Origin of the sequence: Arenibacter palladensis (assembly GCF_900129275.1) — a bacterium.
GTDB lineage: Bacteria > Bacteroidota > Bacteroidia > Flavobacteriales > Flavobacteriaceae > Arenibacter > Arenibacter palladensis.
The window spans coordinates 180,922-207,197 of the sequence record NZ_FQUX01000007.1 but is presented as its reverse complement, the minus strand read 5'-3'; the positions used below and the strand labels follow the sequence as shown (position 1 = coordinate 207,197).

Here is a 26,276-nt window from a genome sequence, read left to right as displayed (position 1 = left end):
TAAATATATAGTATGAAAATTGGAATGAATATGTTGCTCTGGACTAACCATGTCACAGAGCAACACTTTGATATTGTAGATACCCTAAAAAAAACTGGCTATGATGGGATTGAGCTGTTCTTAGGCGATGGGGATCTTAAGCATTATACAAAATTAGGTAAGCATTTTTCCAGCATCAATATGGGCGTTACTGCAGTAGGTGCCTTATCTCCAGAGCAGAATATTGCCAGTCCCGATAAAAAGACAAGGGAGGCAGGCCTGGAACGTTTAAAGTGGACCATTGATATGGCCGAGGCCGCCAATGTTGAAGTGATATGTGGTCCTTTTCATTCCACCTTTGCCCTATTTACCCGCCAACCTCCTACACTACAGGAAAAACAGTGGAGCAATGAAATGCTTTATAAAGCTGCTGAATATGCCCAAAAAGCCAATATTATGCTTACTCCTGAAGCCGTGAACAGATTTGAATGTTACCTGTACAACACTATGGCCGACCTTGGTAGTATGGTCCAGGAGGTAAACCATCCCAATTTAGGCGCTATGTTCGATACACACCATGCCAACATTGAAGAAAAAAGTCAGGGCCGGGCCATTAGAACCATTGCTCCCCATTTAAAGCACGTGCATATTAGCGAGAACGATAGGGGTACGCCCGGCAGTGGACAAGTACATTGGGACGAAGTCTTTGCCGCCCTGAAGGAGATAAAATATGACGGTTGGCTTACCATAGAAGCTTTTAGTACTATTATACCGGAGTTTGCCAATGCCATTAATGTTTGGCGGGATTACTCTCCTTCTGAAGAAATCTACACCAAAGGCTTGAAATTAATCAAAGAAGGAATGGGGATTAAATAATTAATCCTGTTCTTTATATCCAAAATGAATTCAATAAAAAAAAATTAATGAAAAATCTATTACCCATCCTTATTTGCCTTTTTATGTTCGCCTGTAAAGATCAAAAAGAGGCCAAAACAAATGAAACGGCAACCGAAATAACCACGGATATTCCTGAACAATGGCTTACTTTTGAAGGTAGTGATAAGGATGCAAAGCATATAGTCCTGATTTCCGGTGATGAAGAATACCGTTCGGAGGAATCTATGCCGCAATTGGCCAAAATCCTTTCCAAACACCATGGTTTTAACTGTACTGTGTTGTTCGCACAAGATCCGGCCAACCCTGGAGTAATAGATGCCAATTATGTAAAAAACATACCAGGTCTGGAAGCCCTTGACAGTGCCGACCTAATGATTATTTCTACAAGGTTCAGAGCTTTGCCCGATGATCAAATGAAACATATTGATGATTATCTTATGGCAGGTAAACCAGTCATTGGACTAAGAACTGCTACACATGCCTTCAACTTTAAGGATGAGGATGTCTCCAATTACAAACATTACGGAAACTCCTATAAAGGCGATATAGTGGAATGGGAAGGCGGATTTGGTCAACTTGTTCTAGGTGAAAAGTGGGTGAGCCATCACGGGCATCACAAACATCAAAGTACCAAGGGTTTTGTAACCGATGCTGGGAAAACCACTGGAATTACAAATAGTATTGCAGATGGGGACGTGTGGGCCTCGGCCGATGTTTATGAAGTGCGTCTGCCCATGTCTGGAGATGCCCAACCTATAATTTATGGCAAGGTAATGAACAGAAAAGGGGAATTCGACGAGAATGATATATTTTATGGTATGCGCCCCACTGATGATGAAGTTGCTAAAACCAACCAGGCAGGAAAAGATGTTAGTGCCCCACTAATGCCGGTAGCCTGGACAAGAACCTATCAAATTCCGGGAGGAAAAAAAGGAAAGGCCTTTACATCCACCGCCTTTTCAGCAGTAGATTTTACTATTGAAGGAACTCGAAGATTAGTCGTAAATGCCGTGTATTGGGCCATGGATATACCTGTACCGGCCGAAACCAACGTAGAATTGGTAGGTTCCTATAATCCTACCACCTATGAATTCAGGAAAGACGAATACTGGGACCAAAAACAACTAAAAGTAGCCGACTTTAAATAACACCAATTAACCAACCAATCTTTACCAAGCCAATAGAATTTATTCTATTGGCTTTTTTTATTATTAATGCTTCAACGCAGCTAAAAATATTTCAATTTCGTATTGGAATTTTTATTAATTTTAGCTTACTGCCCAATTACGAACAAGGCAATTTTTGTGAGTGTTTTATATCCAACTTTTTAAGTTGGATAGTTAGTTTACCCCCCTCTTTTTTTTTAGATATTGATTTTATTTTACGGCACACTTCAGGCTGTTATATTGTACATTTTTTTATTCATTTTTTATTGGCCTAACCAACAACACCTTGCAACAAATGGGATGTTGGTTCTAACATATCTCCTTAACCTTGAGAAGTATGTCTATTTGGAAGTATCTAGAAAAATTCTACAAATAATCTGTTCAATATTGATTAAATCAAAAAATTATGAAAAAGTGTTATCTGGTATTTAGCATGTTGGGAATTATCCTTATTGCCTGCAATTCCCCCAAGCAAAAAGAAATTGCCAAAGCCATAGTGGCAAAAGCAGAACCTAATACTGTAGTAGACAGGGTTACAAGAGGTAAACAATTAGTTGCATCCATTGGTTGCAACGATTGCCATTCCCCTAAAATCATGACCGAAAGAGGTCCGGAGGTTGATGCGGAAAGAAGGCTCTCCGGACACCCTTCCCAAGAGAACCTGCCACCTTACGACAAGGAAACTTCAAAATCATATGTGCTGTTCACAATGGGACTTACTGCCACGGTAGGACCTTGGGGAACCTCTTTTGCCGCCAATCTTACTCCTGATGAAACCGGAATCGGCAACTGGTCGGAAGCACAATTCTTAAAGGCCATAAAAGAAGGGAAATTCAAAGGAATGGACAACACAAGACCACTGTTACCACCCATGCCATGGACCGAATATAGGAATTTACCTGATGATGACCTTAAGGCTATTTTTGCATATTTAAAAACTATAAAACCAATTGATAATGTAGTGCCAGCGGCCATACTTGCTACACCCCAACCATTGGAAGCCAAATAGGATTTGATTAAACGACTTTAGGTTTAATTATCACATCCATTCCCAGCAACTCTGGGAACGGATGATCTTTTCATTTTAGTTAGGATTTATTTGACAGTGAGGTTATTGAGGATGATATAAGTCTAATCTTCCTTGGAAAAGGTGGAGGATGATGGGTTTTCATACACTTTTTGCCCCCCTATCAAGGTAAATTCCTCCTTGATTTTTTCTCTATTTGTCCAAACAATCCATTCCGTTAATATGGGAAAATAGCGAATTATTAAATTGGCCAGCATCCCCAAACGTGTTAAGGTTATTCTCTTTTTTCTTTTTGCGATCATATCACAAACGCTTTTGGCCACGGATTGGGGGGATGCCAGGTTTACATTGGTTCTTTGGGGCAGATAGATCCATGAACCATCTATGTCCAGTATTTTTTTCTCGGGATCGTTTACCGTAAAGCCTACATGCGCAATACCTACATGAATACCGTAATCATACCACTCTATCCGTAAAGCATCCACTAGGGCCGCCTGTGCCAATTTGGATGCTGTATAGGCCGAATTATAGGGCATTCCCCTGAAACCACCGGCACTATTAATAAAGACTACATGTCCGTGAGTCTTTTTTAAATGGTCAAGGGCATATTTACTGAGATAGGCGGAACCATTAAAATTGGTCTCCATAAGCATAATAAAATTGGAAGTGGCCATTTCCTCTAAGGACCCCCTACTACTTATACCCGCATTATTGACCAAGATATCCAACTGCCCATAACTACGAATGGTTTCATCAATAAGGTAGGCGCATTGATCCGGAAGACGTACATCTGCTATAAAGGCTTTTACATCGTAGCCCATTGAGGACAATTCCTCGCGACTATTTTCCAGTTTATCCTTTTCCCTGCCGTTCAAAACCACTTTCGCCCCCCTTTGAGCCAGCTCAATGGCTATGGCCTTTCCTATACCCATACTAGATCCGCTTACCAAAGCCACCTTATCCTTTAATGAATGGTTCTTCATGTCATCATGTCCTTCCGCTTTACCATTTCACCACTATTTTACCCATGGATTTTCGTGATTCCAAATACTCATGAGCCTCGGCCATTTGATCAACTTTATACTCTCCACCAACAAAGGGCTTTATAATGCCTTTTTGGGCAAGATTGATAACGGCCTTCATGGCGTTGGCCACCTTCTCCGGATTTTCCTCCCCCAGTTTGAGCATATTTACCCCGATCATTCCCCTGGAATTGCTCAAAAATTGAAGTGGGTGATAAATTCCAAATTGGGCCAAAACCCTTATTTTTCCGAAAATCGATTTTGTTTTGTTCATGGAAGAAACTCCATAGCTTACCAATCTACCTCCTGCCGTTAGTAATTTATACCCTTTACTAACTGAAAGTCCACCAACAGGATCAAAAATCACATCCAATCCTCCTGTTCCCAGGATAGTTTTAATTTCAGATGCAAAATCCTTTTCCAAATAGTTAATGGGATGATGTACTCCATTTTTTCTTAGGTAGTCCATTTTATCCAGAGAACTGCAGGTTCCAAAAACAAGACATTTTTTGTGCAGTGCCATTTGTACCAAGGCGGTGCCAACCCCTCCGGCAGCGGCATGTACAAGTACCTTATCCCCCTCTTGAATATTGGCCATAGTATGGGATAAAAAATAAGCTGTGGTGTATTGGGTCGCCAAGGCAACAGCTGTTCCCACGGACATAGATTCCGGGATAATGTTGGCTACTTCTTTTTGGGCCACTGCATATTCGGCATACCCTCCAAAGCGGGTAATAGCGCTGACCCTGTCCCCCACTTTTATATCCTGAACATTGCTCCCACATTTTTCTACATGGCCAACAACCTCATATCCAAGTAATGCAGGTAATGGCGGAGCCCCTTTATAAAGTCCCAACCTCGCCATGACATCCGCAAAATTAATTCCGAATGCTTCAACCTTTATCAATACTTGATCATTGGATACTACGGGGATTTCTACTTCCCTAATTTCAAATGCAGTATCAGACTTACCATATTTCACCAAATAAACGGCCTTCATTGCTTAAATTATAGGATATAAGTAGTAAGGTAGTCAAATTAAAAATGGAAAGGGACCTTATCAACAATAGATTGGGAAATTAATGGTGCCCTTTGGTAAGCCCTGCCCTCTTTAAAGTACACATCAAAGCATGAAGAGTATTAAACTTAAAACTTGCAAAAAAAGGTCTGTTTGGGTCAATTATCAAATTCCCATAAACTGTAGCCTTGAACTATGGTCTTCACTAATAATGATTCTTTTTTATCCTTATACCAAAGAAAGAATCAAAATGACACCTTATAGTCCATCACACCTGAAAACCAAGGCTGGTTATTTAGTCCGCGAGCAATGAATCTTGAAGCTTCCAACGTAATGGCCTAGGCCTTAAAATCTGGTTTTAACTCTAGATTGGTACTTCTGGGAAATCTATCAAAATTGGCTCCCCATTCCCTGTCCGTAAATATCGCTTAAGAATTTTTTGAACGTCATTATTATCGGACATAGGCTTAATATACTTGTCATATTCCTTAAAGGTCTTTATCCTTTTTCTCTTTGAAATGAATCCAAATCCCTTATAAACACCATTTTCTACAACAATAACCGATTTTTCATTTGTGTTTCTTCCCTCTGCTTTTATTAGGTAGGTATTTTTATCATCGGCAATAGGCATTAATGCCTTCTCCACACGTTCATTATAGGATTCCACTGTTTCCAATTCCCGACAAATACCATGACATTTCTTAATATGAAAATGAAAACAGGCCCCTGAAATATGCTGTAAACTGCAATAGCGGGGACAAAGTCCATAGGTCTCGCACAATTCCTCCAAAAAAGTCCTGCACTCCCCTTGGTTATAAAAACAGGCCAATGGCGCTTTTAGTTTGCCCAATCGATCATAAAACAGATGTGCTATTCCGTTTTTATCCACCCTTGTACCTATGCCATAGCGATATCCAGTTCGTTTTTGTGCACGATTGAATTTTGGAAGGTGTTTTTTTATTTCATCGGACTCCAACAATAGCGCCACCAATTCGCTTCCTGTATGCGTATAATCTATATATGCAGTTTCAAAACACAGCCGCATTTCTTTATGCGCCTTACTATAGACATGGCTCAAAACCCGTTGTTTAATATCCTTGGCCTTGCCCACATAAATGATCTTTCCCTGGGAATTTTTAAAATAATACACTCCAGTAACATTGGGCAGGGAGGTCACCACCGATTTAGGCCATAATGGAGGTAAACCTGCCTGGCCGGATTTTGGCCCCAACATAAAATTAAAAACCCCATCCGTGTCCATGACCCATAGTTTTTCGAGTAAACCTACCGTAGCCTCTGCCTTTTCCTTAGCGCCTTGTACCTGACCTACATTAATACCCAATTGGTTGCAGACGGCTCCAAGACTATAACTTTGTTGGCCAGGTATTAGTTTGCGCGACAATCTTAAGGTAGAAATCTTCTTACGTTTGTATACTCCCCCTAGTGATGCCAGTTCATTTTTTACACCGTTGAAGTTAAAATTAACATGATGTGAAATAAAAATACAGTCCGTGGTCAACGCTACCACCTCCTTGGCTATCTCATAAAACTTTGGTGCACCAAGCAACATATCATCTTTTATCCCATTGCGACGGGTAACTTTGTATTTTATAGATACTTCGGGATTTACCAAGGAAGAAAATTCCCTTACCACCTTTTGGCCATCGTGAATCAAGATACAGATTTCGGTAATCTTATTATCCTCTCCCCGTAATCCTGTATTTTCTGTTTCAACTATGGCGTACACTAACGATATGAATTTTAGAGTATAAAATTAAAAAACAATAAGCCAACAGTATGGCTTTTCATGTATTTAACGTTTCGAATATATAAATTAGATCTTGGCCTTAGTTTGGTCGCCAAGTGGATAGTTGATTAAAAAAGGAGCTAACCTCATATTCGAATATATCCAGTGGAATCCTATGTGCCAAGTCCTGTCTAAGGAAGATATGGTAATCCGTATTTTCGGCAATTCTTTCCCCTATAAATTTTAAAGTGTCCTTTGGGTCAACCACCTCATCCTTTGCCCCTAGTACCAATTGCATAAAGGACCGATTTGGATTGCTATAATCAGGCACACGTTGAAATACGGAACGGGAAACCAAGGCCGGATTGAACAATAGGGATGGTTTTTTAAATGCGATGGACAAATAATAACCTACAAAACCACCCATACTGCTGCCCATTACAATATCTATATCCCCATTTACAAATTGCCTACTAACATTTTCGATACTATTACTGTCCGATTCATAGTCGATAGATGGGGAATACACGGTACCGTACTTCTCAAGAATTGTTCGTTTTTCTTCGCTGAGACTACCGTTAAGTCCATGTATGTATAGTATGTTCATTAAAATGACAAATTAGCTTAATTAGTTCTTCTGTAAATTACGTATCTGCTTCCGCAGCATTTCCGTCTTGTCCAAAGCTTCTCCAAAAGCAAGCCCCACATTCATTCCAGGCCTTTGGTGACCGATGGAAGTAAGCCATGCATCCTTCATTATTTTTTGCCGTTCCTCTACCAGCTTCCATATTGCTACGCCATGGTGAAATTGGGAAACCACTTCCTCAATACCATTGGCTTTGGATACTTCGTCTTCCCCAAGGTACAGTAGCAGCTGTTTGGCCATTATCCAATGTCCTGTATCATTAGGGTGCACACCGTCCTTAGCTAAATAAAAATCGTCATTGGAAAGGCGCTGATCTTCCAGGTATTTCTTCATGGGCCAGTGAATATCAATTACTTTCCAACCATCCGTGTATCTTTTACTTATGATCCAATCTGCATAAATATCCAGGACATTGGAGTAGGCTTCCCCTTTACGTCCATCGTATATGGGAGGGGTTATATGTACTATTGGGGTCCCGTTTTTCAGGACTTCTTGATTCAGCCAATTTATACCATCCTTGTACCTTTGGAAACGTTCTTCATCAAAGGGCAAATAAATCCCGTCATTCATTCCATAACAGGAAAATATCAGATCCGGTTTTGTTTGCTCTAGGATACGCTTTAAACGCTCATGAAGATCGGGACGTGGAAATTTACCGTCTGCATGTCCATGTTCCGAAAGGCCGGATACCGTTTCGCTAGGTAAGCCCACATTAATAATTTCAATATCCCGATCCGGATATTGCAAGGTAAGATAGACATCTATGTACGATACATATTGTCCGGAATAGGTAATACTGTTCCCAAGAAAAAGTATGCGCTTAACATCCTGTGGTATTTCATAGGAATTTTGGGCCTTGACATGGAATTGTAACATCATCAACAAGGAGAAAAATATTGTTGAAAATTTAGTATTTATCATTTGTGTTCAATTTGAATAATTAGAAACTCCCTTTTTATTATCAATTCCAACTTAATACTATATCATTAAGAAAGGGCCTTTTGTTTCTTTCTGTAATGGCCTCTATCCAAGATAACCTATATAACTACTCACACCTTAAAGTAAACGGTCTCAAAATAAGGTTCGTATCAATACTAGAATCAACCCAATAACATACAGAGTGGTAAAAATCAGTTTATTGTATTTAGCCAACCAATTGGGAAGAAAAATATCAAAATTATCCTTTTCGGAATCTGAATATTTCCGTGCCATAATGGTAAGGGGACAAAACATTTTGAAAACCAAAAGAACAATGCCCTCCAGGATAATTAACCCTATGCCTATCCAAGTATAGATATTAATTTCATTGAAAATTCCGGAATACAAAATATAGATAATCACGGCTACAAAAAATATCCAGATCAGGGTGTGTACCCATTTAATTGCAAGAAGCTTATTTGCTGGATTCATTTTAGTAACGTATAATGTATTAAGACCAATCAACAACCCACTTTGTAGTAGGGAATACATCCAAACCTAATTGGACACAAACTTCAGTCCAATAATGGAACATATTAAGGTGGTTATAAAGAACATTCTCCAAAAGGTAGCAGGCTCTTTAAACACCAGAATACCCACCAATACGGTCCCCACCGCTCCAATTCCAGTCCATACGGCATAAGCCGTACCAATAGGCAATTCCCTTGTTGCCCTAACCAAAAGTAGCATACTTACGGCCAAACACAGCAAAAAACCTATGTACCAATAGGTCGCCTCCACACCAGTAGCCCCTTTTGCCTTGCCAAGACAGGCCGCAAAAGCCACTTCAAACAGGCCCGCAATGATTAGAAAAATCCAATTCATAAATATCCGTTAGTCCCTGTGGTTTATAGTAATGTTTTCCAACAACCTTCCCATCAACAAAATTTTATTAATCAATGTTTATTATTGGTTCCTTCTTTAAATATCCCAGGGAAACCAAAAATTGATCGGCCTCGGCAACAGTACTTTTGTAGGCTTTAAGATTGGTATAGTTAAAAAATCCATGCCCCTCTCCTTCATACAATTTAAGGTCGCACCTACTTTCCACTTTTTCCATTACCATTTTATAATACTCGGCAGTAACCACAGGAATCAAATGATCTGTGGTTCCCTGGAAAACGATGGTAGGGGGAGCTCCTTTTTGAATATTGTGAAGGGGTGAAAAACTTTTATATTCCTCCCCTATTCTTTCATAACCATAACCTCCGGGACCATTATCTACCACAGGGTTAAAAAGTACCAGGGCATTAGGGATACAATCAATGGATGTATCATCGGCTGGATCATTGTATCCTTCTATTAAAGCCGTTGCAGCCGCTAGGTGCCCGCCTGCAGAGCCTCCGGAAGCAATTAGTTTATTAGGGTCTATGTTAAACTTGCCCGCATTTTTTCTTATAAACCTGATGGCCGACTTAGCATCTTTTACAGATTCGAAAGGAGTTGTTCCATTTATTTTTGAAGTACGGTAATCGGCCAAAAAACAGACTATCCCTCTTTTGGCAAAATATTGTGCCTGATGTAGAAATTGGGACCTTTTGCCACCTACCCAACCGCCGCCAAAAAAGAACACCATGGCAGGGTAAGTTTTGGAAGATTCCATGTTGGGCGGATAATGTACTTCCAAAAACAATTGGGTAGTATCCACTTTCTTATAAAGAATTTCCTCTTGGGAATTACAAATTTGGGTACTAAATAAAGTACCAATCATTAGGGCAATAAATAATTTTAAACGCATTTACAGTTTTTTAGAATGGCTTTTTAAGAACAGCCACATTCAATAATTGAAATTAAGGTCCTAAGATAGGAAATGCATTGTAAACCATACAACCAAAAAATAGTGAGGATAGGAAACTTCTGTATGATTGCAGGTTTTATCCATAAGGTAGTCCAAAACACTACTAAACCTGTTTCCTAATATGGTTCAATTTATTAACCTGGAATTTAATTTCCTCCATGGGATATGCCAATCAATTTTTCCCATTCACAGACCAAGGCAGCGGCTTGCATGGGTAAGTGATTTCTTCCCACTACTGCGAATATTTTCTTGTCTTCCTTTAAAAATCCAGCAATTAGTTCAACCATGTGTAGGTTACGGAAACTACTTGAATGCTTATTAATTTCATTTGTAAAAATTCCGCCTGTTTCCGAAGAATTTCCAGATGGGGTAAACCATTCTTTGGGGGCTTGCCACCATTCCCGATCATTCCCCCAATAATGGGTATAAGCCTCCTCCAAATCAGCCAATGTGGTAATGGTACCTTCCAATGGGGATATGGCATTTGCCTTGACCAGTAATTTCTGCATATGATCTATAATCTGGTCCTTGTCCATTCCCAAAGTTTCCCTAACCCGCTGTGCTTCACGCAATAAAAAAAATAGTTTTATCTGGTCAATAGGGAATAAAGTGGACAGGTATTCTATTTCCGACATCGGACTTGGCTCTAGAGTGGCCACCGGAATGTTTTTTTCATTGGCCAAAAAACGAACATAGCCAGATTCCCCTAATTTGGCAATTGTCTCTTCCTTGGTAGAAAGAATCCCTCTATTAGGCCCTTCAAAAAGTGCAATATCAAATTTATCTGCGTTCCATTTATACTCTATTTCCTCAAATTGAGGATGGGACTCGTCTTTGGAATGAAAGGCCCCGTAAAACAATAAGGTTGCTGTGCCAGAAGCATCCTTTAGGTCTAGTTGCCATATAGTACTATCGGTCTCAACAAAATTTGAATAGTCCAGTAACAGATCTTTACAGTCACCAGAGGTTTGTCCATATAACATTGCCGACAATCCAATGAATAGCGTTAAAACGAAACACTTCATCGCATAAAACCTTTAATTATCCCAAATCACCTTATAATAAAATTCTATTTCTTCTAAACTGAAGATTTTTTGTTCCCTACCTCCACCTAAACCACGAGCCTTTACATCACTTCCGTTTTCGGGTGTAGCGATTCTGCACCAACTGATTTAAAAAGACTTTTGAGGTTACCAAAGTAAATTCAAGGTCTTTTGGAAGTACTGAGAACAGGGGACTTCCTCCTCCCAAAACTATGGGGATGGTTGTAATTGTTATTTCATCAATGAGATCTTCCTTTAAAAAATTCTGAATGGTTACACCTCCATCTATATAAAGCTTATGGTACCCCTTATCATGTATTTGCTTCAAGATTTCCGTTAAGCTTCCTTTAACCAATTCAGCTTTATCCCTATATTCCTCAGCTACTGTACCCAAGGTCCTGCTTACTATAAAGACCGGTTTGGCATATGGCCAATCCCCTTCAAAACCACAGACTGTTTCAAAAGTTTTACGGCCCATCACCAGAGCATCTACCTGGGTCATAAATTCATTATAACCCATATCCGATTGCTCGGGATTGGGAGTGGAGGTTAGCCAATCCAATCCTCCATTCCTATCCGCGATATATCCATCCAAGCTTGTTGCTATAAAGACCAAATTTCTTTTTTCCATAGGGTAAATTTAAAACTAAAGGAGATATTTTTCATTTAGAAATTGGCTCCTAGCAAAAAGTAATAACCCCACCAACCAATTCAGGCCTAATTAATTCCCATTTCCAAATGAGGCCATCTTCAGTGCTTTCAATTTCTTCTATTTTAGTGAATCCACATTTTGTTAAAACTGTTGTGGAGGCATTTGCTTGTCCCAAGGTATGTGCCAAAATGGATTTAACCCTATTATCCGTAAAAGCCTTCATAATTAATCCTCTTGTCATTTCAGTAGCGAGCCCCCTGTTACAATACCCTGGAGCAATTTCATAACCCAATTCAACGGTGCCTTCTTCAGTTGGACTTCCCTTGTATCCACCACTGCCAATCAGCATATTATCTAATTTATGTATTGGAAAATAGGTCCACCAGCCCAATTCCCATGGTCTGGCTAAAATTTGGTCCAGTGCATACTGTAAAGCACCAACTCCAAATTGGGTCCAATGGTCGGCTAAAGACACTCCAAGAAACTCAGAAAGTTGTTTATTTCCCTTAATTGCCATTTTAAGCAATTGGGCATCACAAGGGACCAACCTTAAATTCCCTGTTTCTACAACCTTTTCAGCTACCATACTTCTATAAATTTCAATCTATTTAGGTGGGCAGGAACCATATTTATCCTTTATTGATAATTTACATGGTTCGTTCCATAATTTCATCCCTACCGGATAAAACTCCCATAATGGTTGGTTGCACCTGGTAATGGGGCACAACACCTCTATCTGTAAATTCATAATCTTTGACCGCTGTATAATAGGCCATCAAAGGAATCCCCAGTTTTATCTTTGAGTTGGGGAGGGTAACTATAGTAAAGGCACCACTATTATTCCCATAATATCCACCTCCAGTTTCCTCCCCTACAAAGCTAACCCTATCCAGATGGTTTGCCACGGCACAAAACTCAGAAGAAACAGAGAAACAAGCACCGTCTATCAATACGTAAACCCGCCCCTTAAAAGGATTTTCTTGTGGTGTTTGTACACCCAGGTTTCCGTTGTGCTCCCAACGAAATTCCCCATCCTCGGTTTGGGTTATCAATGTCCTTAATTGCTCATAACCCTCAGGTAATTGGGCATGCTCCACAAATGAAAATCTTTCATTGGTCGCCACTACCAGTTTGTCATAATACCTAAATTCGGCATTTACCAAATAGGACAATAGTAGTGACCCAAAGGCATCCTTACCTCCTTCGTTTCCCCTCAAATCCAAAATTAAATTTTCAATTTTATTGGAGTTAATTTGCGCAAAGGATTCTTTAAGAAAGGCCTCAAAATTATATTTTTCCTCGTCTGGCCAGAAGGTTCGTATGGTCAATAGGGCCGTCTTCGAATTCTTAAATTCCAGTTGATAGGGTATACCGTTTTGTTCTTCAGTATCATGTTCCATTACTATTTGGTAGGAAACCGAAGGTAAATTCATACTGCCCTTCCTCCCACGGTGCTTATAAGTGATATTAAATTGGTTGTGGGCCTTACCTTCCTCCAAATAAAAATTGGAGAACAAGGCATTAAAATACCTATTAAGTTCGTAGTACTTGAAAGTTTGGTTATGTCCGTCAGAAAACAGATTTTTCAATAAACCGTTAATAATCCTATCCATTCCCATACCATTGATAGCCGTAATTTCGGTTCCAGGTTCCAATTTAACCCTGGTATCATAGCTATAGCGCACGTAGGCCCTGTTCTTGTCCAGAAAAAGTTTTAATGGAAATAGGGTCTCCAAATTGTAATAATACATAAAACCCTTATCCTCAGAGGGCATTAATTTGGTATGCCCACATCCAATTTTAGTCAATACAGGGTTCAATATTTTATAAAACTCCTGTTGAGTTAGTGGTTGATCGAGTTCCGTACCAACTGACTCAAAACTTCCATCCATAGATGACTTGGCTGCATATCGGTAAATTCCAGGATGTGCCTCCTCCAATGCCGTTCTGAAGAGTTGAAAATCTTCCTTTAATTCTGAAGGGTTCAGAGTATTTTGGGCACTGACAACAAAGACACCTAAAAATTGGATGATATAGAACCCCAAATGTAACATCGTTTTTAATCCCATAGTCTTTATAAGAATTAGTGGGTCCTTAGCTAACAAATGGCTTCTGGGAAACTTTTGTATTCAACTTTGTAAGTCGATAAGGACATTGTTTAAATACAAAGATCAAGTGATTAGAAGAACCTTACAATCACATAAGAATGTGATATTTTTCACAAGGCCCATGTTGCATCCTTAAAATCCACCAACCTTTATAAAAGCACAATTTTTCACATGTTTATGCTATTTCAGGGATGAAAGTCCATATCTAAATTTGTCCTGTTATTTAATATCAAAGTTTTAGGTGTTAGGAACTAAATGGGTCCTGAATCAAAAACAAATAGGGTTTATTCATCAATCAACAAAAATCAAATAAACAAGATCAATCATGATAACATTATTTCAAATTCTAATCGACCTTTTAATAGAGCTTTGGATTACAGTTATATTATAAGGGGCATATGGAATCCACGCCCTAGGAAAGGACTTACTTTGCTACTTAAAATTTCGAATTTTTAGTGCATGGGATGTCCAATCTTTGCGTAATTTTAATCTAAACCACCTGGCTGCATGCGCATAAGGATTCTTTGTTGTTTGCTATGTTTCCAAGCCTATCTATTTGGACAGAATTCGTACGTCTTCAATAGATTTTCTACCGCGGATGGTTTAAATACCAATAAGGTGAAATGTGTTTGGCAGGACTCCACTGGATTTCTTTGGATAGGCACCGAGGTGGGCATACAACGTTTTGATGGGAGAAAATTCATTTCCTACGTCGGTCCCGAAAATTACCAGCTTCCGCCAAGCATAGGGGTTGACCAAATTTTGGATGCCGGCAATGGCAATCTTTGGTTATTGCAGGGAGGCCAAATAGGGAAATTCAACACCGTGGATTTTCATTATACAACTGTACCTATCAGGAGTTATGGAAGTATACCCCCAAGGTCCGAATTCAAATTGTTCATAGATAGTAAAAAGCAGGTATTTCTCTGCGCTTCCAAATATGGTCTATTATGGTACGATGCCAAATCCAATGCTTTTGTAGAGTCCAATCTACCTATCAAAATACCTAGGGGTTGGGGCGTAAGTTCCCTTTATGAAGATAAACTGTCGGGAGAATATTGGATCTGCAGTGAACAGGGGCTGGCAGTATATATGAGTACCAAAGGCGAGGTCTTTCACCGGCTCAACAATCCCGATAACATTCCCTTGCTGAACAACAAGGACATTAACAATTCCGGAGATTTTATCAAGGACAAAAACGGCACTTGGTGGTTAACCTATTGGGATTATAATCCACATAAAGAACATCCGGTTCTACTGCATTATGACCCCAAATCAAATCAATTTCTGACAGATACCCTAAGAAGCCTTTCATCCACAAAAAAATATACGGTTCTAAGACAAATTTTGGAAACCAGTAGTGGGCAGATCTGGATCGGGGGAGAAAATTCCCTGTTGAGCTATGACAATGATCTTCAAGGTTTTTATCAACATTTCAAAGCCGACCCTTTGGAATTCGATATAAAATGTAATCAAGCCAGACATCTCTTTGAAGACAGGGAAGGCAATATTTGGTTGAGTACGGAAAATGGACTTTTTGTAATGAATCCCAACCAAAAGGACGTATATAGCCTTGTGGTAATAGATGGCCTAGGCCTGGACTCTCCTGTAAATGCCATACTGGAAACCAAGACCAAGGAAAATTGGATTGGTACATGGGGCAAGGGCATTCTATTTTATGACCAGAAATTCAAAAAATTGGAAGGAAACCCTTATGCCGGTTTGAGGGCCGATTCCTTCAAATTGTATACTTCCATTTGGGACCTTCAACAACACAGTGAATCGGGAAATGTATGGTCTTCCTGTCAGGGGGGCAGACTGGCCGTTTTTGATGCCAATACGAAAAAGGCATTACATTGGCTTCACCCTCCAGTCTTTAAAAAATCTACCGTACGTCAGGTGAAGGAAGATGAAAATGGAAATCTTTGGTTTGGTACGCAAAGTGGACGTTTGATTAAATGGAAAAAGAACAACCCTATTGACGATAACTATTTTGAAGAAATTCACCATTTCAACACCATTATTTACAGGCTCTATATAGATCTGCAGGGGCGTTTATGGGTAGGGACCCATAAGCAAGGGGTATACGTATTGGATGTGGATACCAACGAAATCCTTTTTCATTTTAATACCGAGTTTAATGATAGCTATGGAATAATGGATAATACCATTTCTGATATTCAGCAATATAACGACAGTATTTTTTTTGTGGGTGCCGAAGCTTTGAACATTCTAAACATCAACACCTCTGAAGTAAAAAAAATTACTTCCTATGAAGGGCTTTATGGGTCTAGAGTTTTGCAATTAATGATGGATAGGGAAGGAATAGCATGGATGATAACCAGCAATGGCCTCAGCAGTTATAATTATGACAAGAATATAATAAGCTCCTACAACAACCTACATGGTGTTATCTATGCGGAAAAGACCTACAGCGCCAAATGGATGATGCAGAACGGGGAAATATGGTTTGGCGGTGAGGATGTAGTTTTTGGCTTTTCGCCCGAAAAACTAAATTTTAAACAAAAACCTCCCAAGGTAAACATTACAGATTTTAAGCTCTTCAATACTTATATGCCGCTCGATTCGATCATGGCACAAAAGGAAATTGTATTCAACCATTATCAAAACTCCTTTACTTTTTATTTTTCCGCCCTTAGCTTTTCCCAACAAAGAAAATTACAATACTACTATCGCATTCCCGGCGTGAACAAAGATTGGGTCAAGGCCGAAAGGGATATGGCCGCCACCTACACCACCATGCCCTCCGGAAAATATACTTTTCAGGTAAAATGCATGAACCTACAGGGACTGGAACCGGACGAAATTACCAGTATCGACTTTAGGATACGCCCTCCCTTCTATCGTACATGGTGGTTTATTGCCTTGATTCTCTTTACCGGGATAGGTATGGCCTATTTTATCTACAGACTTAAGGTAAACCGTATCCTGGCCGTTGAAAATTTGAGGATCAAAGTGGCCAGGGACCTGCATGATGATATGGGCTCTACCCTGAGCACTATAAACATTCTTAGTTCCATGGCCAAGAGTAAAATGAATAGTGATACCGTAACCAGCAGTAACTACCTTACCAAGATTACCGACTACAGCCAAAGAATGATGGAGGCAATGGATGATATTGTTTGGAGCATTAAACCGGACAACGATAACATGCACAGGGTTATTGCCAGAATGAGGGAATACGCTACCGGTATCCTGGAAGCCAAGAACATAGAGTTCGATTTTCAGGTAGAGGATAAAATAAACGACTTAAAACCGGATATGGAAGCCCGTAGGGACCTCTTCCTTATTTTCAAGGAAGCGATCAACAACATTGCCAAATATTCCCATGCCAAGCGCGCAGAAGTGCAACTAACCTATAAGGATAAATGGCTCCAAATGCAGATTATGGACAACGGGATCGGGTTTGATATTGAAAAGGTAGACAGTGGCAATGGACTGGACAATATGGTTAAAAGGGCTTCCAAAATGAAAGGAAAATTAAAAATTGACAGTAATCCAGATCTGGGCACCGAAATTTGCTTGAACGTCCCTGTACGTTAAAGGACATTTTAACATATTTATGTGATTTTTCCCTATGGATTTCCTATCTAACTTTACAAAAAGAGACAATTATGATTAGGGTAGTTATATATGAGGACAATCCCCAATTTCGCGAAGGGCTTACCATGTTGATCAATGGCAGCGATGGATTTTCCGTTTTGGCATCGTACAAGAATTGCAACAATGTTGCGGAGGAAGTGGAAAAATGGTCGCCAGATGTCATTCTGATGGATATCAACATGCCTGGAACGGACGGCCTGGAAGGATTAAAGAAAATAAGGGAAGTAAACACCGAAGTCAAAGTATTGATGCTTACCGTCTTTGACGACAATAAAAATGTTTTCGAAGCGCTAAGGAACGGGGCCAATGGATATTTGCTAAAGAAAACCCCACCGGCCAAATTATTGGAATATATACAAGACGCCACCTTGGGTGGAGCCCCCATGACATCTTCGATTGCTACCCAAGTGTTAAAAATGTTCCAAGTTATACCGCAGTCCAAGAACCAGGACTATTGCTTAAGTGAAAGGGAAACAGAAGTATTACAACTTCTTGTGGATGGCTTTAGCTATAAAATGATTGCTTCGGAACTTTTTATTGCTATTGATACCGTTCGATCACATATCAAAAAAATATACGAAAAGCTACACGTAAACAGCAAGAGCGAAGCCGTTGCCAAGGCCTTTAAGGATAAATTGCTATAACATATTTCCTTCAAAACCATTTAAAAATCCTCGGATTTCACATACTTATGCGATTGTAAGAACTGCCCTAACGCACTTCCTTTGTCCTGAAAAATTTGAAACTAAAACTCAATATCAGGCAATGAAAACAAAAATTATTATTCTTTCAATCTTCTTCTTAATGTTCATTGGATGTTCCGATGATGACAATACAGAAATTCCCTCCAATACTTTGGAGGCGGACGCCTTCTGTGAGAACCAAGGAGATATTTATACAGGTCAAGCTGTTATCCTCAACGGTTCCAAATCCACGGACAAGGAAGGAAAACCTTTTCAATACCTCTGGAGATTCAAGGCCAAACCCAGTGGTAGTTTAACCGAATTGACGGAAGAAACCACGGCCAAGCCAAAATTTACTCCGGATAAGGTGGGCAACTATTCGGTGGAACTAAAGATTTTCAATACCGAGTTCTATGATACGGACGAATTGACCATTTTGGTAAAGGAGGATGAAAACCCACCTGAACAGGAAACCATTATTATTTCTGAAAATATCACGGCACGTCGCCACTTGGCCAATGTCTTTGACGACCCTAGTAAAATTGATTATCTGGTAACAGGCGATATTCACGTATCAGCACTACTTACTATAGATCCAAACGTGGTTATTGCCTTTGATGAAAATACGGCCATGTACATAGACAATCCCGGGGCCATTATTACCACAGCCGCCGCCAGTTCCTTTATCACCTTCACTGGCAAGAATAAGGTTCCCGGATATTGGAAGGGTTTGATCATAAATTCCAATAGTCCTTTAAATAAATTGGACAGGGTAACCATTGAATATGCAGGTGGCGCCATTGCCCAAGGAATGGAAGTTGCCACTAGTTTAGGCTTGGACAACGATGGACGAGGACAACTTACCCTAGTTTCATCCATTATCCAGAACAGTGCTGCATATGCAGTAGCGATTGAAGTAGGAGCAAAATGGAATACGGAATCCTTCAATGTGTACAGGAACAATAACAAAAGCATTCAGTTACCGGCATCGCAATTGGGGAGTTTATCCAGTTTATCGGAATTCCAAAATAATGCAGAGAACATTATCGATGTTATAGGTGACCGAATCTCTACAACCCAAGAAACTGTTTGGAGCGATCTATACAATAGCTCAGAAAACATGAAATATGTGGTAAAAGGAACCATAGAGGTGGTTTCTGGGCTTAGGATTTTGGAAGGCCTTGAATTATACATGGACAGGGATTCAGAAATAAACATTACACAAAAGGGTTATATAATAGCTCTTGGGAGTCCTCAATATCCCATTAAGTTCCATAGTAGGGAATTCTTTGACGGAGGGTACTGGAAAGGTATTTCCATAATGTCCAACGATATGAAAAACGAATTGGACAACGTAGAAATACATAATGCCGGAAGCGAAATCATGGACGGATTGCAGAATAAGACTGCCGTCGGTTTGGGAGGGGCCAATGAGGCTAAATTAAAGTTATTTAGTTCCAAAATAGTAGGCAGTGGTGGCAATGGAATTTACGTTGAAAACGGAGCCGAACTGGTACGCATAGACGAAATTAGGTTTCATGAAAACAAAGGTTCGGCCATTTCCATGGCCGCCAATCAGGTAAAAAAGCTTAACGATGCCACAGGAATGGAATTTATAGGCAACGGACATAATGGAGTTGAAATTTTAGGATCTGCCTTGTTCGAGCCCAATGTTGAGACCACTTGGCCAGCACTACATTTTGGTGCCACCTATTTGGTAAGTGGCAATTTAGGAATCCAATCTGGATTAAAGATACTTCCCGGAGCGGTTTTCAAATTTGCCGAGGACAAGATGTTTGGAGTGTTTCCATATGGATATTTAATTGCCCAAGGCACCCCAAACAATAAGATTGTCTTTACAGGGGCCACTGCATCCAAGGGATTTTGGAACGGAATCCGAATTCAATCGGACAGCGCCAAAAACATAATGGAATATACGGAAGTACTTTATGCAGGAAAGACCGAAATGCCCGGGGTTTCGAAAATAACCAGTATTGGACTGGATGGGGATTACATGGGTAATTTAACCATTAAAAATTCAAAAATTGCGCATGGTCATGGCTACGGAATTGCTTTTGAAAACCGTAACACCTCTATAAACCCGGATTTTAACATGGTAAACCTTTTTGAGGACCTAAGTCTTGGAGACATTTCCCTACCCTAGAAGACTACAATGGGCATAACATCCTATTATAATTTTAACCATAAGTTATTTAACTGACCAAAGATGTGATTAAAGATCTAATCGGAACAGGGGAAGCAATCAACTTCCACATAATTATGCGATTGTGGGCAGTTGATCCCCAAACGATCTTTGTTACCATTATTAATCAAAAAAAATATAGTCATGAAAGCATTTGATAATTACCGAAGAATACCTTCAGAATCCAATAAACATGTCTTCTTTTCACAAATGAAATATGGAAAAAGAAGTCAATGGCTGGCCTTGAGACGCTTTACGGCAAGCCAATAAAAAGAATAGGCAAGGCATCTTAAAATTCACTAAAACAAATGAAAAATGAAAAATCTAGGTATTGAATTTTACAGAAGATGTGTATATGTCATATATACCATTTTCCTAATTTATCTGTTGGTCTCAGCGAAAAAATAATCATTAATAAAAAACAAAAGAATGAACAAAATATCAAAAATAAGTTTAGCAATAGCCTCAACAATACTGCTAATGTCCTGCGAAAAGGACACTATAACCGCTTCAGAGGATATAACTACCAAAGACCATGAAATCTCTGGCTACTCTGCCCTTGAGGTAAACGATAATTTTAAGGTCTATATTAACTTCTCGGACACTGAAGAAAAATTCAGGGTTCAGGCCAACGATAACCTCCATGAGTATATCAAGGTAAACAAGGAAAGCAATAAGTTAACCGTAAAACTGGACAAGGTTGGGAGGATAAAAGGTAAGGAAACCTTAAATGTGTTTATTACCACCAAAAGTATAGACAATTTTATGGTTAAGGGAAATGCCAAATTGGAACTGGAAGACCCTTTGGAAACCGATAACTTAAAGATCTATCTAAGTGGAAATAGTTTCTTTTCAGGTGAATTGGCCGCTGAGAAGCTAGATCTCGTCTCCAGCGGAAATTGTATGCTGGATTTCTCTGGGACTGTAAAAAACATGGACATAGAACTTGACGGCAATTGTGAACTATCGGATTACGAACTAAGCGTTGACACCTTAAAAATTGACCTTTCCGGTAATAGCAATGCTTATCTTACCGTAAACAATTCCATTTCGATCGATGCTAGTGGCAATAGTGTGTTATCGTACAAGGGAAGTGCCACCATTGCACATCAAAAACTTTCATCGGGTTCCAAAATTGTAAAAAAAGGGTAATTAGTGGGCTCAATAGAACACCCATAGAACTCTCTAAAAAGAAAGCCTATGCATTTTGCTGATTTCAGCTAAGTGTATAGGCTTCTTCTTTTATGTATTTCCTTTAAATGACAGATTACCAAGACGATAAATATTCCAAATCAATTAACAAATTTACCTGATAGTCAATTCCTTGGTATTGTAAATATAAAATCGCTTCCCTTTCCTTTCTCGCTTTCAACCCATATTTTACCGCCCAGTTTTTCAATAAATTCCTTGCACAATACCAATCCAAAGCCAGAACCTTTTTCGTTAAGGGTGCCGGGCAATGGGGTATTGGTAGTTATACTGAACAAATTCTCAAGGGTATCATCGTCCATTCCCACACCTGAATCAGAAATAACAACCTTAACTAGATCCTCTTCCTCAACTGTAGAAATCGTTATTTTATCGCCTGGCCTACTATACTTAATGGCATTGGACATAAGGTTTCTGATGATGGTCTTCAGTATTTTCTTGTCGGAATTAATTTCAACTTCCTCTGTTACATTTACCTTAATTGAAATGCCTTTTGTCTGGGCAATGGATATTGAAAGTTCCAATATTTCATTGACAACAGTAGAAATATTTATTTTTTCGTTTTTAAAACTGATTTGACCGGATTGCGATTTTGCCCAATCCAATAAATTTTCAAGCAACACCAAAGTGTTTTTGGCCGTAGAATGTATAAGGTCCAAATACACTTGGGTATCTGAATCTTCTGATTTGGATAATTGTGCCTTTAAGATATCGATCAACACCAAAATATTATTAAACGGACTTCTTAGATCATGGGCAATGATAGAAAACAACTTGTCTTTTGTTGCATTCAGTTCCCTCAATTGAATTGCACTCTCCCTTAAATCCTCCTCCGCCTTAATACGTTCGGTAATATCGCGTATTACCCCGACCAAAAACTTCTTTCCGTCTTCATCTATAAACCTCGACTTCCTGGTTGAGATAATTCTCTTTTGGCCTTCCCCCAAGGTTAGGGGCTCTTCATTGATATTATCTATGCCATCCAACAGTACCTGCTTATCTATTCTCAAAAAACTTTCCCGCTCATCGGGAGGAACATTCTCAGCAAGGGTTTTGCCTATTATTTTGGTTCTTGGAAGATTGAAAAGATTGCAAAAGGCATCGTTGACCAAAAGTAACCTACTGCCGTTATCCTTTACAAATACGGCATCCCCCATATTATTGAGAATGGTATTGGCATATTTCTCCGTTTCATCCTTTTCCTCGCCATTTTGAAAGGCCAAAAGCGATTTAAGGATTTCATTTTGTTTTTGAAGTTCGGCAATTTGATTTTCCAGTTCGCGACGTGTCCTTTCCTTAACTCTTTTAATGCGCTTAAAACGGTTATATAAACTATACCAAATCAAATTATTACTATTTTAGGCTAAGACTGTAAAGCTACGATTTTCATAAATTATAATGATACCAAATTATCATAGATTTCTACTTTAACAGTAAAAATAAGTTCAACTCAAAGTTTTGGATGGGGTTATTCCTAAATTCAATAAAAGGTTCCATAATGGGCGGGCAAATTACAGGGATAAGCTTATCACTTCGTAAAAGTCCCATTGATCTAAGGAAGTTCTTTAAAACGGATTCGACAATGTGAGGTGAAATAGCAATATAGTATTCTCAAAACAAGAATAAACAGATTGCTTCGCTGGGCCCGCCTGACCGCCGGGCAGGCTCGCAACGACAGAATAGCCAAAAGTCTAGAGTTAAAAAGTTAATTTAAAAATGGGCATTTGGTTGTTGGCTAGTGATGATTTTTAAAGCAGGATGTTCCCCCGAGGAGAGGGTCTTAAGATGTAATCGTCATTGCGAGAAGTTATAGGGACGAAGCAATCTCATTAAAGAATAGGCAGATTGCTTCGCTGCACCCGCCTGACGGCCGGGCAGGCTCGCAATGACGGACTAGCCACAAGGTAAAAGGAATAGACTATAGAAAAAAGAGGAAAGAATAAAGAGACTGACCTGAGTCAAAAACTTTTGAACTTCTATTTTCTAAGCTTTAGTTTCAATCGTCAATTCGAGTGAAATGGTGATAGCCATTTTGTATCGAGAATTGGTCAAGTGCACGCCGTCTACTTTTCTATACATTCCTCCTTCGTCCGATCATTCAAAGTAACGGGCATTCGACCTTGAACATTAAACTTTGAACTTTAAATTGTTTCAGCATCTGCTTGCCAAAAACTGTTCACTGATTACTTCTTTCTAAAGCCTCACACCTGCGATTTATGCTATACTGAACCTACGACTTAATTATAGAAGCGTACCTATTAAGAATTAAATAGCAACTATTTGGAATCATTAATTTAAGGACACTTTAATGCCAGAAATAAAATAATCTGGATTATCCGTCCCAAAAGCCATAAAAATATATAGCGTATTATTCTTGATAATTGGCGAGACAAAGGCCCCTAAGTGATCCCAAGCCCAATCATATTCAGGGTACTTCTTGTGCAATTGCACTGGGTTTACCAATAATGGACTTCTACTATCATGGTCCCAACTACCTCCATTCCATTTCACCAGTCCGTATTGCCTGTTCCTAGAGGTTAAATAGGTAGATCCCAACTCTTCTCCCCCGAGGAGTATATAGAGTTCCGAATTAAATTCCATATATGCCGCATCATCCGCTTTTCCCCGTAAATAGCCACTACTGATATTTCCTTTGTGGATAATATTGGAAGAGATAATACTTTGATTAAAATTCAGGGCATCGAACAAATTTGAAGCTACGATCTCATGGATTTCCCGATCAATAAAACTTGGATTTCTTCGGTGAAATAATATCCTGTACTGATTGTTAAATTTTGTTATGGACAAAGGAAAACTGTTTTGGTCCAAGCCGTTCCATTCCGGAATCATAATTTCGGTTGGCTGTTGCAAAATGTTCAAATCTTCATCCAAAATCATATAGGCCGAAGTATAATTATTGTTCGGCTGCTGTACCCCTAGCAACACCAGTAAACTACCATCATCCAACCTAAACGGATTCCCCGTGGAAAACACGTTACCATTTGCTTTGGCAAAGGGAATGGTCATGGTCTCCAATACCAAGTCATCATGAAAGGTCCAATCTTCCAAATTGGTACTGCTGGCATAATAAATACTTCTTTTGGTATGTGGACCGAATACTACAGGGGTCAATAGAATAAAGGTACCATCAGATTTTTCAATCATACCGCCTGGTTGTATATAATGAAGGTTTTCTTCGGATGCAACGGTAGGATAAGGACTAAATAAAGGCCTATCATTGATTATTTCGTAGTTGATAAAAGGATTAAAAAATTCCACGGTCGCACCAATTCTGGCATTTAGACTTCCTAGATAAGTATTGCCTAGGTAGATCCAACCCTCAGTTATATTAACACTTACAATTTCAACTACCGTAGAAGCTTCACCATTTTGGGTTACAAACCAACTTTGATTATTGGTACCCTGCACCAATAGGTTTTCCAAATATGAATAATTGGTTTTGATCCTGTTATTGACCTGATCATATTCTATGATCTGTATCGGATTCTTTCTGGCAATGTTACTGGATCTGTCGGAGATTAGACAGTTGGAGAAAAAACTATTCAAACTCCCAACCGGAAAAACCTCCTCAGGCATTAATACCTCTTCCACAGGCTCCTCCTCCTCCACTACTTCTGGCAAAGTCTCTTCCACTGTTGGAATTACTTCAACATTTGTTACTGGAACAACATTGTCCGAAGTACAGGCAATTATCAATAAAAAAATTAAACAAAGAAGTGGTTTTTTCATTGACAGGGTGGGTGCGTCACCCTATATGGGATAGTTTCGAAAATGGAATTAATTCCATTATATCCCTGGAATATTGGGGTCATATTTGGTTTAAAGTTGATGGCGGTTTATACGAACGTAAACATACGTTGTTTTAGTGAAACAACGTATAACAAAATTTAAGTCAGTTATCGTTTCCATCAAGGGTCAAAACTACTTATGAACATACCTTAGAAGAATATTGACTACTGAACACTCCCGAACCCAGCCAAAATACGGGGCAGGTAGTTCCACTAAAAAAACGGTACATGTTCTATTAAAAGTGGAATTTGTTGCGTTCTGACAACAAACAGATTGCCGCGCTGCGCTCGCAACGACGACAGCAAGGGCTCCTTCCCTTGGTTAAGGGAAGGTGGCTTCGCCATAAGCGAAGACGGAAAGGGTTGAAAGTGCGGGCCTTGGGATTAGGAAAATATATAGAGGATTGGTTTAGGGTTCGGGATTCCAAACTCCCCTTTCTTTACAAGAGGGGAGCCGTTAGCGGATTTACACCCAGGAAGTTCTCTCCCGATAGATATCCGAATGCATTCAAACGGACAATGTAAGTCACTTCGACAGAGTCCCTTTTCGGGGCGAGATAAGTCGCACAAAATAGGCAGGAGCTACTTTTGTGATTTAGCTCATGACATTTCTATTTTACGGGTATTCGTGAACCTTCGCTCAAGCTTCGGTTTCTCCTCACTATCG

22 protein-coding genes are annotated in these 26,276 nt (G+C 39.4%); 8 read left to right on the top strand and 14 right to left on the bottom strand.

The features are described 5' to 3' along the window. The first annotated feature begins 12 nt into the window (after positions 1 to 12). The 3 genes from BUA60_RS17565 (at position 13) to BUA60_RS17550 (ending at position 3,051) form a co-directional block, all read left to right on the top strand. Positions 13 to 855 (top strand): sugar phosphate isomerase/epimerase family protein, encoded by an 843-nt coding sequence (locus tag BUA60_RS17565; RefSeq protein ID WP_072863958.1) that lies wholly within the window; start codon positions 13 to 15, stop codon positions 853 to 855. 47 nt (positions 856 to 902) lie between these two features. Continuing rightward, positions 903 to 2,024 carry a ThuA domain-containing protein gene (locus BUA60_RS17560; protein ID WP_072863956.1) on the top strand — a complete coding sequence of 374 codons (1,122 nt, stop codon included), beginning with the start codon at positions 903 to 905 and terminating at the stop codon, positions 2,022 to 2,024. 424 nt (positions 2,025 to 2,448) lie between these two features. Continuing rightward, positions 2,449 to 3,051: a c-type cytochrome gene (locus tag BUA60_RS17550; RefSeq protein ID WP_072863953.1), complete on the top strand. Its 603-nt coding sequence runs from the start codon at positions 2,449 to 2,451 to the stop codon at positions 3,049 to 3,051. A 122-nt stretch (positions 3,052 to 3,173) separates the two neighbouring features. On the opposite strand, the gene BUA60_RS17545 is transcribed toward BUA60_RS17550, so the two are convergent. From BUA60_RS17545 to BUA60_RS17490, 12 genes are all read right to left on the bottom strand, one after another. After that, entirely contained in the window at positions 3,174 to 4,052 is an 879-nt protein-coding gene (locus BUA60_RS17545; protein ID WP_072863951.1) for an SDR family oxidoreductase, read from the bottom strand. A gap of 19 nt (positions 4,053 to 4,071) precedes the next feature. Further along, positions 4,072 to 5,091: a zinc-binding dehydrogenase gene (locus BUA60_RS17540; RefSeq protein WP_072863949.1), complete on the bottom strand. Its 1,020-nt coding sequence runs from the start codon at positions 5,089 to 5,091 to the stop codon at positions 4,072 to 4,074. 382 nt (positions 5,092 to 5,473) lie between these two features. Then, positions 5,474 to 6,856, bottom strand: a complete 1,383-nt coding sequence (locus BUA60_RS17535; RefSeq protein WP_084532660.1) for an exonuclease domain-containing protein — start codon at positions 6,854 to 6,856, stop codon at positions 5,474 to 5,476. A gap of 100 nt (positions 6,857 to 6,956) precedes the next feature. Next, the gene (locus BUA60_RS17530) at positions 6,957 to 7,463 is read right to left on the bottom strand and encodes a YqiA/YcfP family alpha/beta fold hydrolase (RefSeq protein ID WP_072863945.1); all 507 of its coding nucleotides are present in this window, start codon (positions 7,461 to 7,463) and stop codon (positions 6,957 to 6,959) included. A 21-nt stretch (positions 7,464 to 7,484) separates the two neighbouring features. Beyond that, positions 7,485 to 8,423, bottom strand: coding sequence for an SGNH/GDSL hydrolase family protein (locus BUA60_RS17525; protein WP_072863943.1), 939 nt, complete (start codon positions 8,421 to 8,423; stop codon positions 7,485 to 7,487). A 150-nt stretch (positions 8,424 to 8,573) separates the two neighbouring features. Beyond that, the gene (locus tag BUA60_RS17520; protein ID WP_072864109.1) at positions 8,574 to 8,912 is read right to left on the bottom strand and encodes a hypothetical protein; all 339 of its coding nucleotides are present in this window, start codon (positions 8,910 to 8,912) and stop codon (positions 8,574 to 8,576) included. Positions 8,913 to 8,978: 66 nt separating this feature from the next. Further along, positions 8,979 to 9,305, bottom strand: coding sequence for a DMT family transporter (locus BUA60_RS17515; protein WP_072863942.1), 327 nt, complete (start codon positions 9,303 to 9,305; stop codon positions 8,979 to 8,981). Positions 9,306 to 9,372: 67 nt separating this feature from the next. Then, positions 9,373 to 10,218 (bottom strand): alpha/beta hydrolase, encoded by an 846-nt coding sequence (locus BUA60_RS17510; RefSeq protein ID WP_072863939.1) that lies wholly within the window; start codon positions 10,216 to 10,218, stop codon positions 9,373 to 9,375. A gap of 206 nt (positions 10,219 to 10,424) precedes the next feature. Beyond that, positions 10,425 to 11,303 carry a hypothetical protein gene (locus tag BUA60_RS17505; protein WP_143153222.1) on the bottom strand — a complete coding sequence of 293 codons (879 nt, stop codon included), beginning with the start codon at positions 11,301 to 11,303 and terminating at the stop codon, positions 10,425 to 10,427. A gap of 106 nt (positions 11,304 to 11,409) precedes the next feature. Then, positions 11,410 to 11,952, bottom strand: coding sequence for a dihydrofolate reductase family protein (locus BUA60_RS17500; RefSeq protein WP_072863935.1), 543 nt, complete (start codon positions 11,950 to 11,952; stop codon positions 11,410 to 11,412). A gap of 49 nt (positions 11,953 to 12,001) precedes the next feature. Next, positions 12,002 to 12,559 (bottom strand): GNAT family N-acetyltransferase, encoded by a 558-nt coding sequence (locus BUA60_RS17495; RefSeq protein ID WP_084532659.1) that lies wholly within the window; start codon positions 12,557 to 12,559, stop codon positions 12,002 to 12,004. A 61-nt stretch (positions 12,560 to 12,620) separates the two neighbouring features. Further along, complete coding sequence (locus tag BUA60_RS17490) at positions 12,621 to 14,042, bottom strand: S41 family peptidase (protein WP_072863933.1); 1,422 nt, start codon at positions 14,040 to 14,042, stop codon at positions 12,621 to 12,623. Between the two features lie 546 nt (positions 14,043 to 14,588). On the opposite strand from BUA60_RS17490, the gene BUA60_RS17485 reads away from it, so the two are divergent. The 5 genes from BUA60_RS17485 (at position 14,589) to BUA60_RS17470 (ending at position 21,743) form a co-directional block, all read left to right on the top strand. Next, a complete protein-coding gene (locus BUA60_RS17485) occupies positions 14,589 to 17,645 on the top strand; it encodes a ligand-binding sensor domain-containing protein (protein ID WP_072863931.1) in 3,057 nt (1,018 codons plus the stop codon). A 71-nt stretch (positions 17,646 to 17,716) separates the two neighbouring features. Next, positions 17,717 to 18,349, top strand: a complete 633-nt coding sequence (locus tag BUA60_RS17480; protein ID WP_072863929.1) for a response regulator — start codon at positions 17,717 to 17,719, stop codon at positions 18,347 to 18,349. Positions 18,350 to 18,470: 121 nt separating this feature from the next. Continuing rightward, positions 18,471 to 20,552 (top strand): right-handed parallel beta-helix repeat-containing protein, encoded by a 2,082-nt coding sequence (locus BUA60_RS17475; protein WP_072863927.1) that lies wholly within the window; start codon positions 18,471 to 18,473, stop codon positions 20,550 to 20,552. Positions 20,553 to 20,735: 183 nt separating this feature from the next. Then, positions 20,736 to 20,861, top strand: coding sequence for a hypothetical protein (locus BUA60_RS23405; RefSeq protein ID WP_262483043.1), 126 nt, complete (start codon positions 20,736 to 20,738; stop codon positions 20,859 to 20,861). 159 nt (positions 20,862 to 21,020) lie between these two features. Then, entirely contained in the window at positions 21,021 to 21,743 is a 723-nt protein-coding gene (locus BUA60_RS17470) for a head GIN domain-containing protein (RefSeq protein ID WP_084532658.1), read from the top strand. Between the two features lie 164 nt (positions 21,744 to 21,907). Here BUA60_RS17470 and BUA60_RS17465 read toward each other — a convergent pair whose 3' ends face one another. Together BUA60_RS17465 and BUA60_RS17460 are read right to left on the bottom strand one after the other, a co-directional pair. After that, the gene (locus BUA60_RS17465) at positions 21,908 to 23,146 is read right to left on the bottom strand and encodes a PAS domain-containing sensor histidine kinase (RefSeq protein ID WP_218587943.1); all 1,239 of its coding nucleotides are present in this window, start codon (positions 23,144 to 23,146) and stop codon (positions 21,908 to 21,910) included. 943 nt (positions 23,147 to 24,089) lie between these two features. Beyond that, on the bottom strand, positions 24,090 to 25,550 hold the full coding sequence (locus BUA60_RS17460; protein ID WP_072863923.1) for a hypothetical protein: 1,461 nt from the start codon (positions 25,548 to 25,550) through the stop codon (positions 24,090 to 24,092). Between the last annotated feature and the right edge of the window lie 726 nt (positions 25,551 to 26,276).

Bases quoted from the DNA above. Each gene is read 5' to 3' on its own strand.
- BUA60_RS17550 (WP_072863953.1), top strand. From the start codon at position 2,449: ATGAAAAAGTGTTATCTGGTATTTAGCATGTTGGGAATTATCCTTATT.
- BUA60_RS17500 (WP_072863935.1), bottom strand. From the start codon at position 11,952: ATGGAAAAAAGAAATTTGGTCTTTATAGCAACAAGCTTGGATGGATAT.
- BUA60_RS17480 (WP_072863929.1), top strand. From the start codon at position 17,717: ATGATTAGGGTAGTTATATATGAGGACAATCCCCAATTTCGCGAAGGG.
- BUA60_RS17510 (WP_072863939.1), bottom strand. From the start codon at position 10,218: ATGCGTTTAAAATTATTTATTGCCCTAATGATTGGTACTTTATTTAGT.
- BUA60_RS17540 (WP_072863949.1), bottom strand. From the start codon at position 5,091: ATGAAGGCCGTTTATTTGGTGAAATATGGTAAGTCTGATACTGCATTT.
- BUA60_RS17460 (WP_072863923.1), bottom strand. From the start codon at position 25,550: ATGAAAAAACCACTTCTTTGTTTAATTTTTTTATTGATAATTGCCTGT.
- BUA60_RS17520 (WP_072864109.1), bottom strand. From the start codon at position 8,912: ATGAATCCAGCAAATAAGCTTCTTGCAATTAAATGGGTACACACCCTG.
- BUA60_RS23405 (WP_262483043.1), top strand. From the start codon at position 20,736: ATGAAAGCATTTGATAATTACCGAAGAATACCTTCAGAATCCAATAAA.
- BUA60_RS17470 (WP_084532658.1), top strand. From the start codon at position 21,021: ATGAACAAAATATCAAAAATAAGTTTAGCAATAGCCTCAACAATACTG.
- BUA60_RS17495 (WP_084532659.1), bottom strand. From the start codon at position 12,559: ATGGTAGCTGAAAAGGTTGTAGAAACAGGGAATTTAAGGTTGGTCCCT.
- BUA60_RS17545 (WP_072863951.1), bottom strand. From the start codon at position 4,052: ATGAAGAACCATTCATTAAAGGATAAGGTGGCTTTGGTAAGCGGATCT.
- BUA60_RS17490 (WP_072863933.1), bottom strand. From the start codon at position 14,042: ATGGGATTAAAAACGATGTTACATTTGGGGTTCTATATCATCCAATTT.
- BUA60_RS17485 (WP_072863931.1), top strand. From the start codon at position 14,589: ATGCGCATAAGGATTCTTTGTTGTTTGCTATGTTTCCAAGCCTATCTA.
- BUA60_RS17565 (WP_072863958.1), top strand. From the start codon at position 13: ATGAAAATTGGAATGAATATGTTGCTCTGGACTAACCATGTCACAGAG.
- BUA60_RS17475 (WP_072863927.1), top strand. From the start codon at position 18,471: ATGAAAACAAAAATTATTATTCTTTCAATCTTCTTCTTAATGTTCATT.
- BUA60_RS17505 (WP_143153222.1), bottom strand. From the start codon at position 11,303: ATGAAGTGTTTCGTTTTAACGCTATTCATTGGATTGTCGGCAATGTTA.
- BUA60_RS17525 (WP_072863943.1), bottom strand. From the start codon at position 8,423: ATGATAAATACTAAATTTTCAACAATATTTTTCTCCTTGTTGATGATG.
- BUA60_RS17515 (WP_072863942.1), bottom strand. From the start codon at position 9,305: ATGAATTGGATTTTTCTAATCATTGCGGGCCTGTTTGAAGTGGCTTTT.
- BUA60_RS17530 (WP_072863945.1), bottom strand. From the start codon at position 7,463: ATGAACATACTATACATACATGGACTTAACGGTAGTCTCAGCGAAGAA.
- BUA60_RS17560 (WP_072863956.1), top strand. From the start codon at position 903: ATGAAAAATCTATTACCCATCCTTATTTGCCTTTTTATGTTCGCCTGT.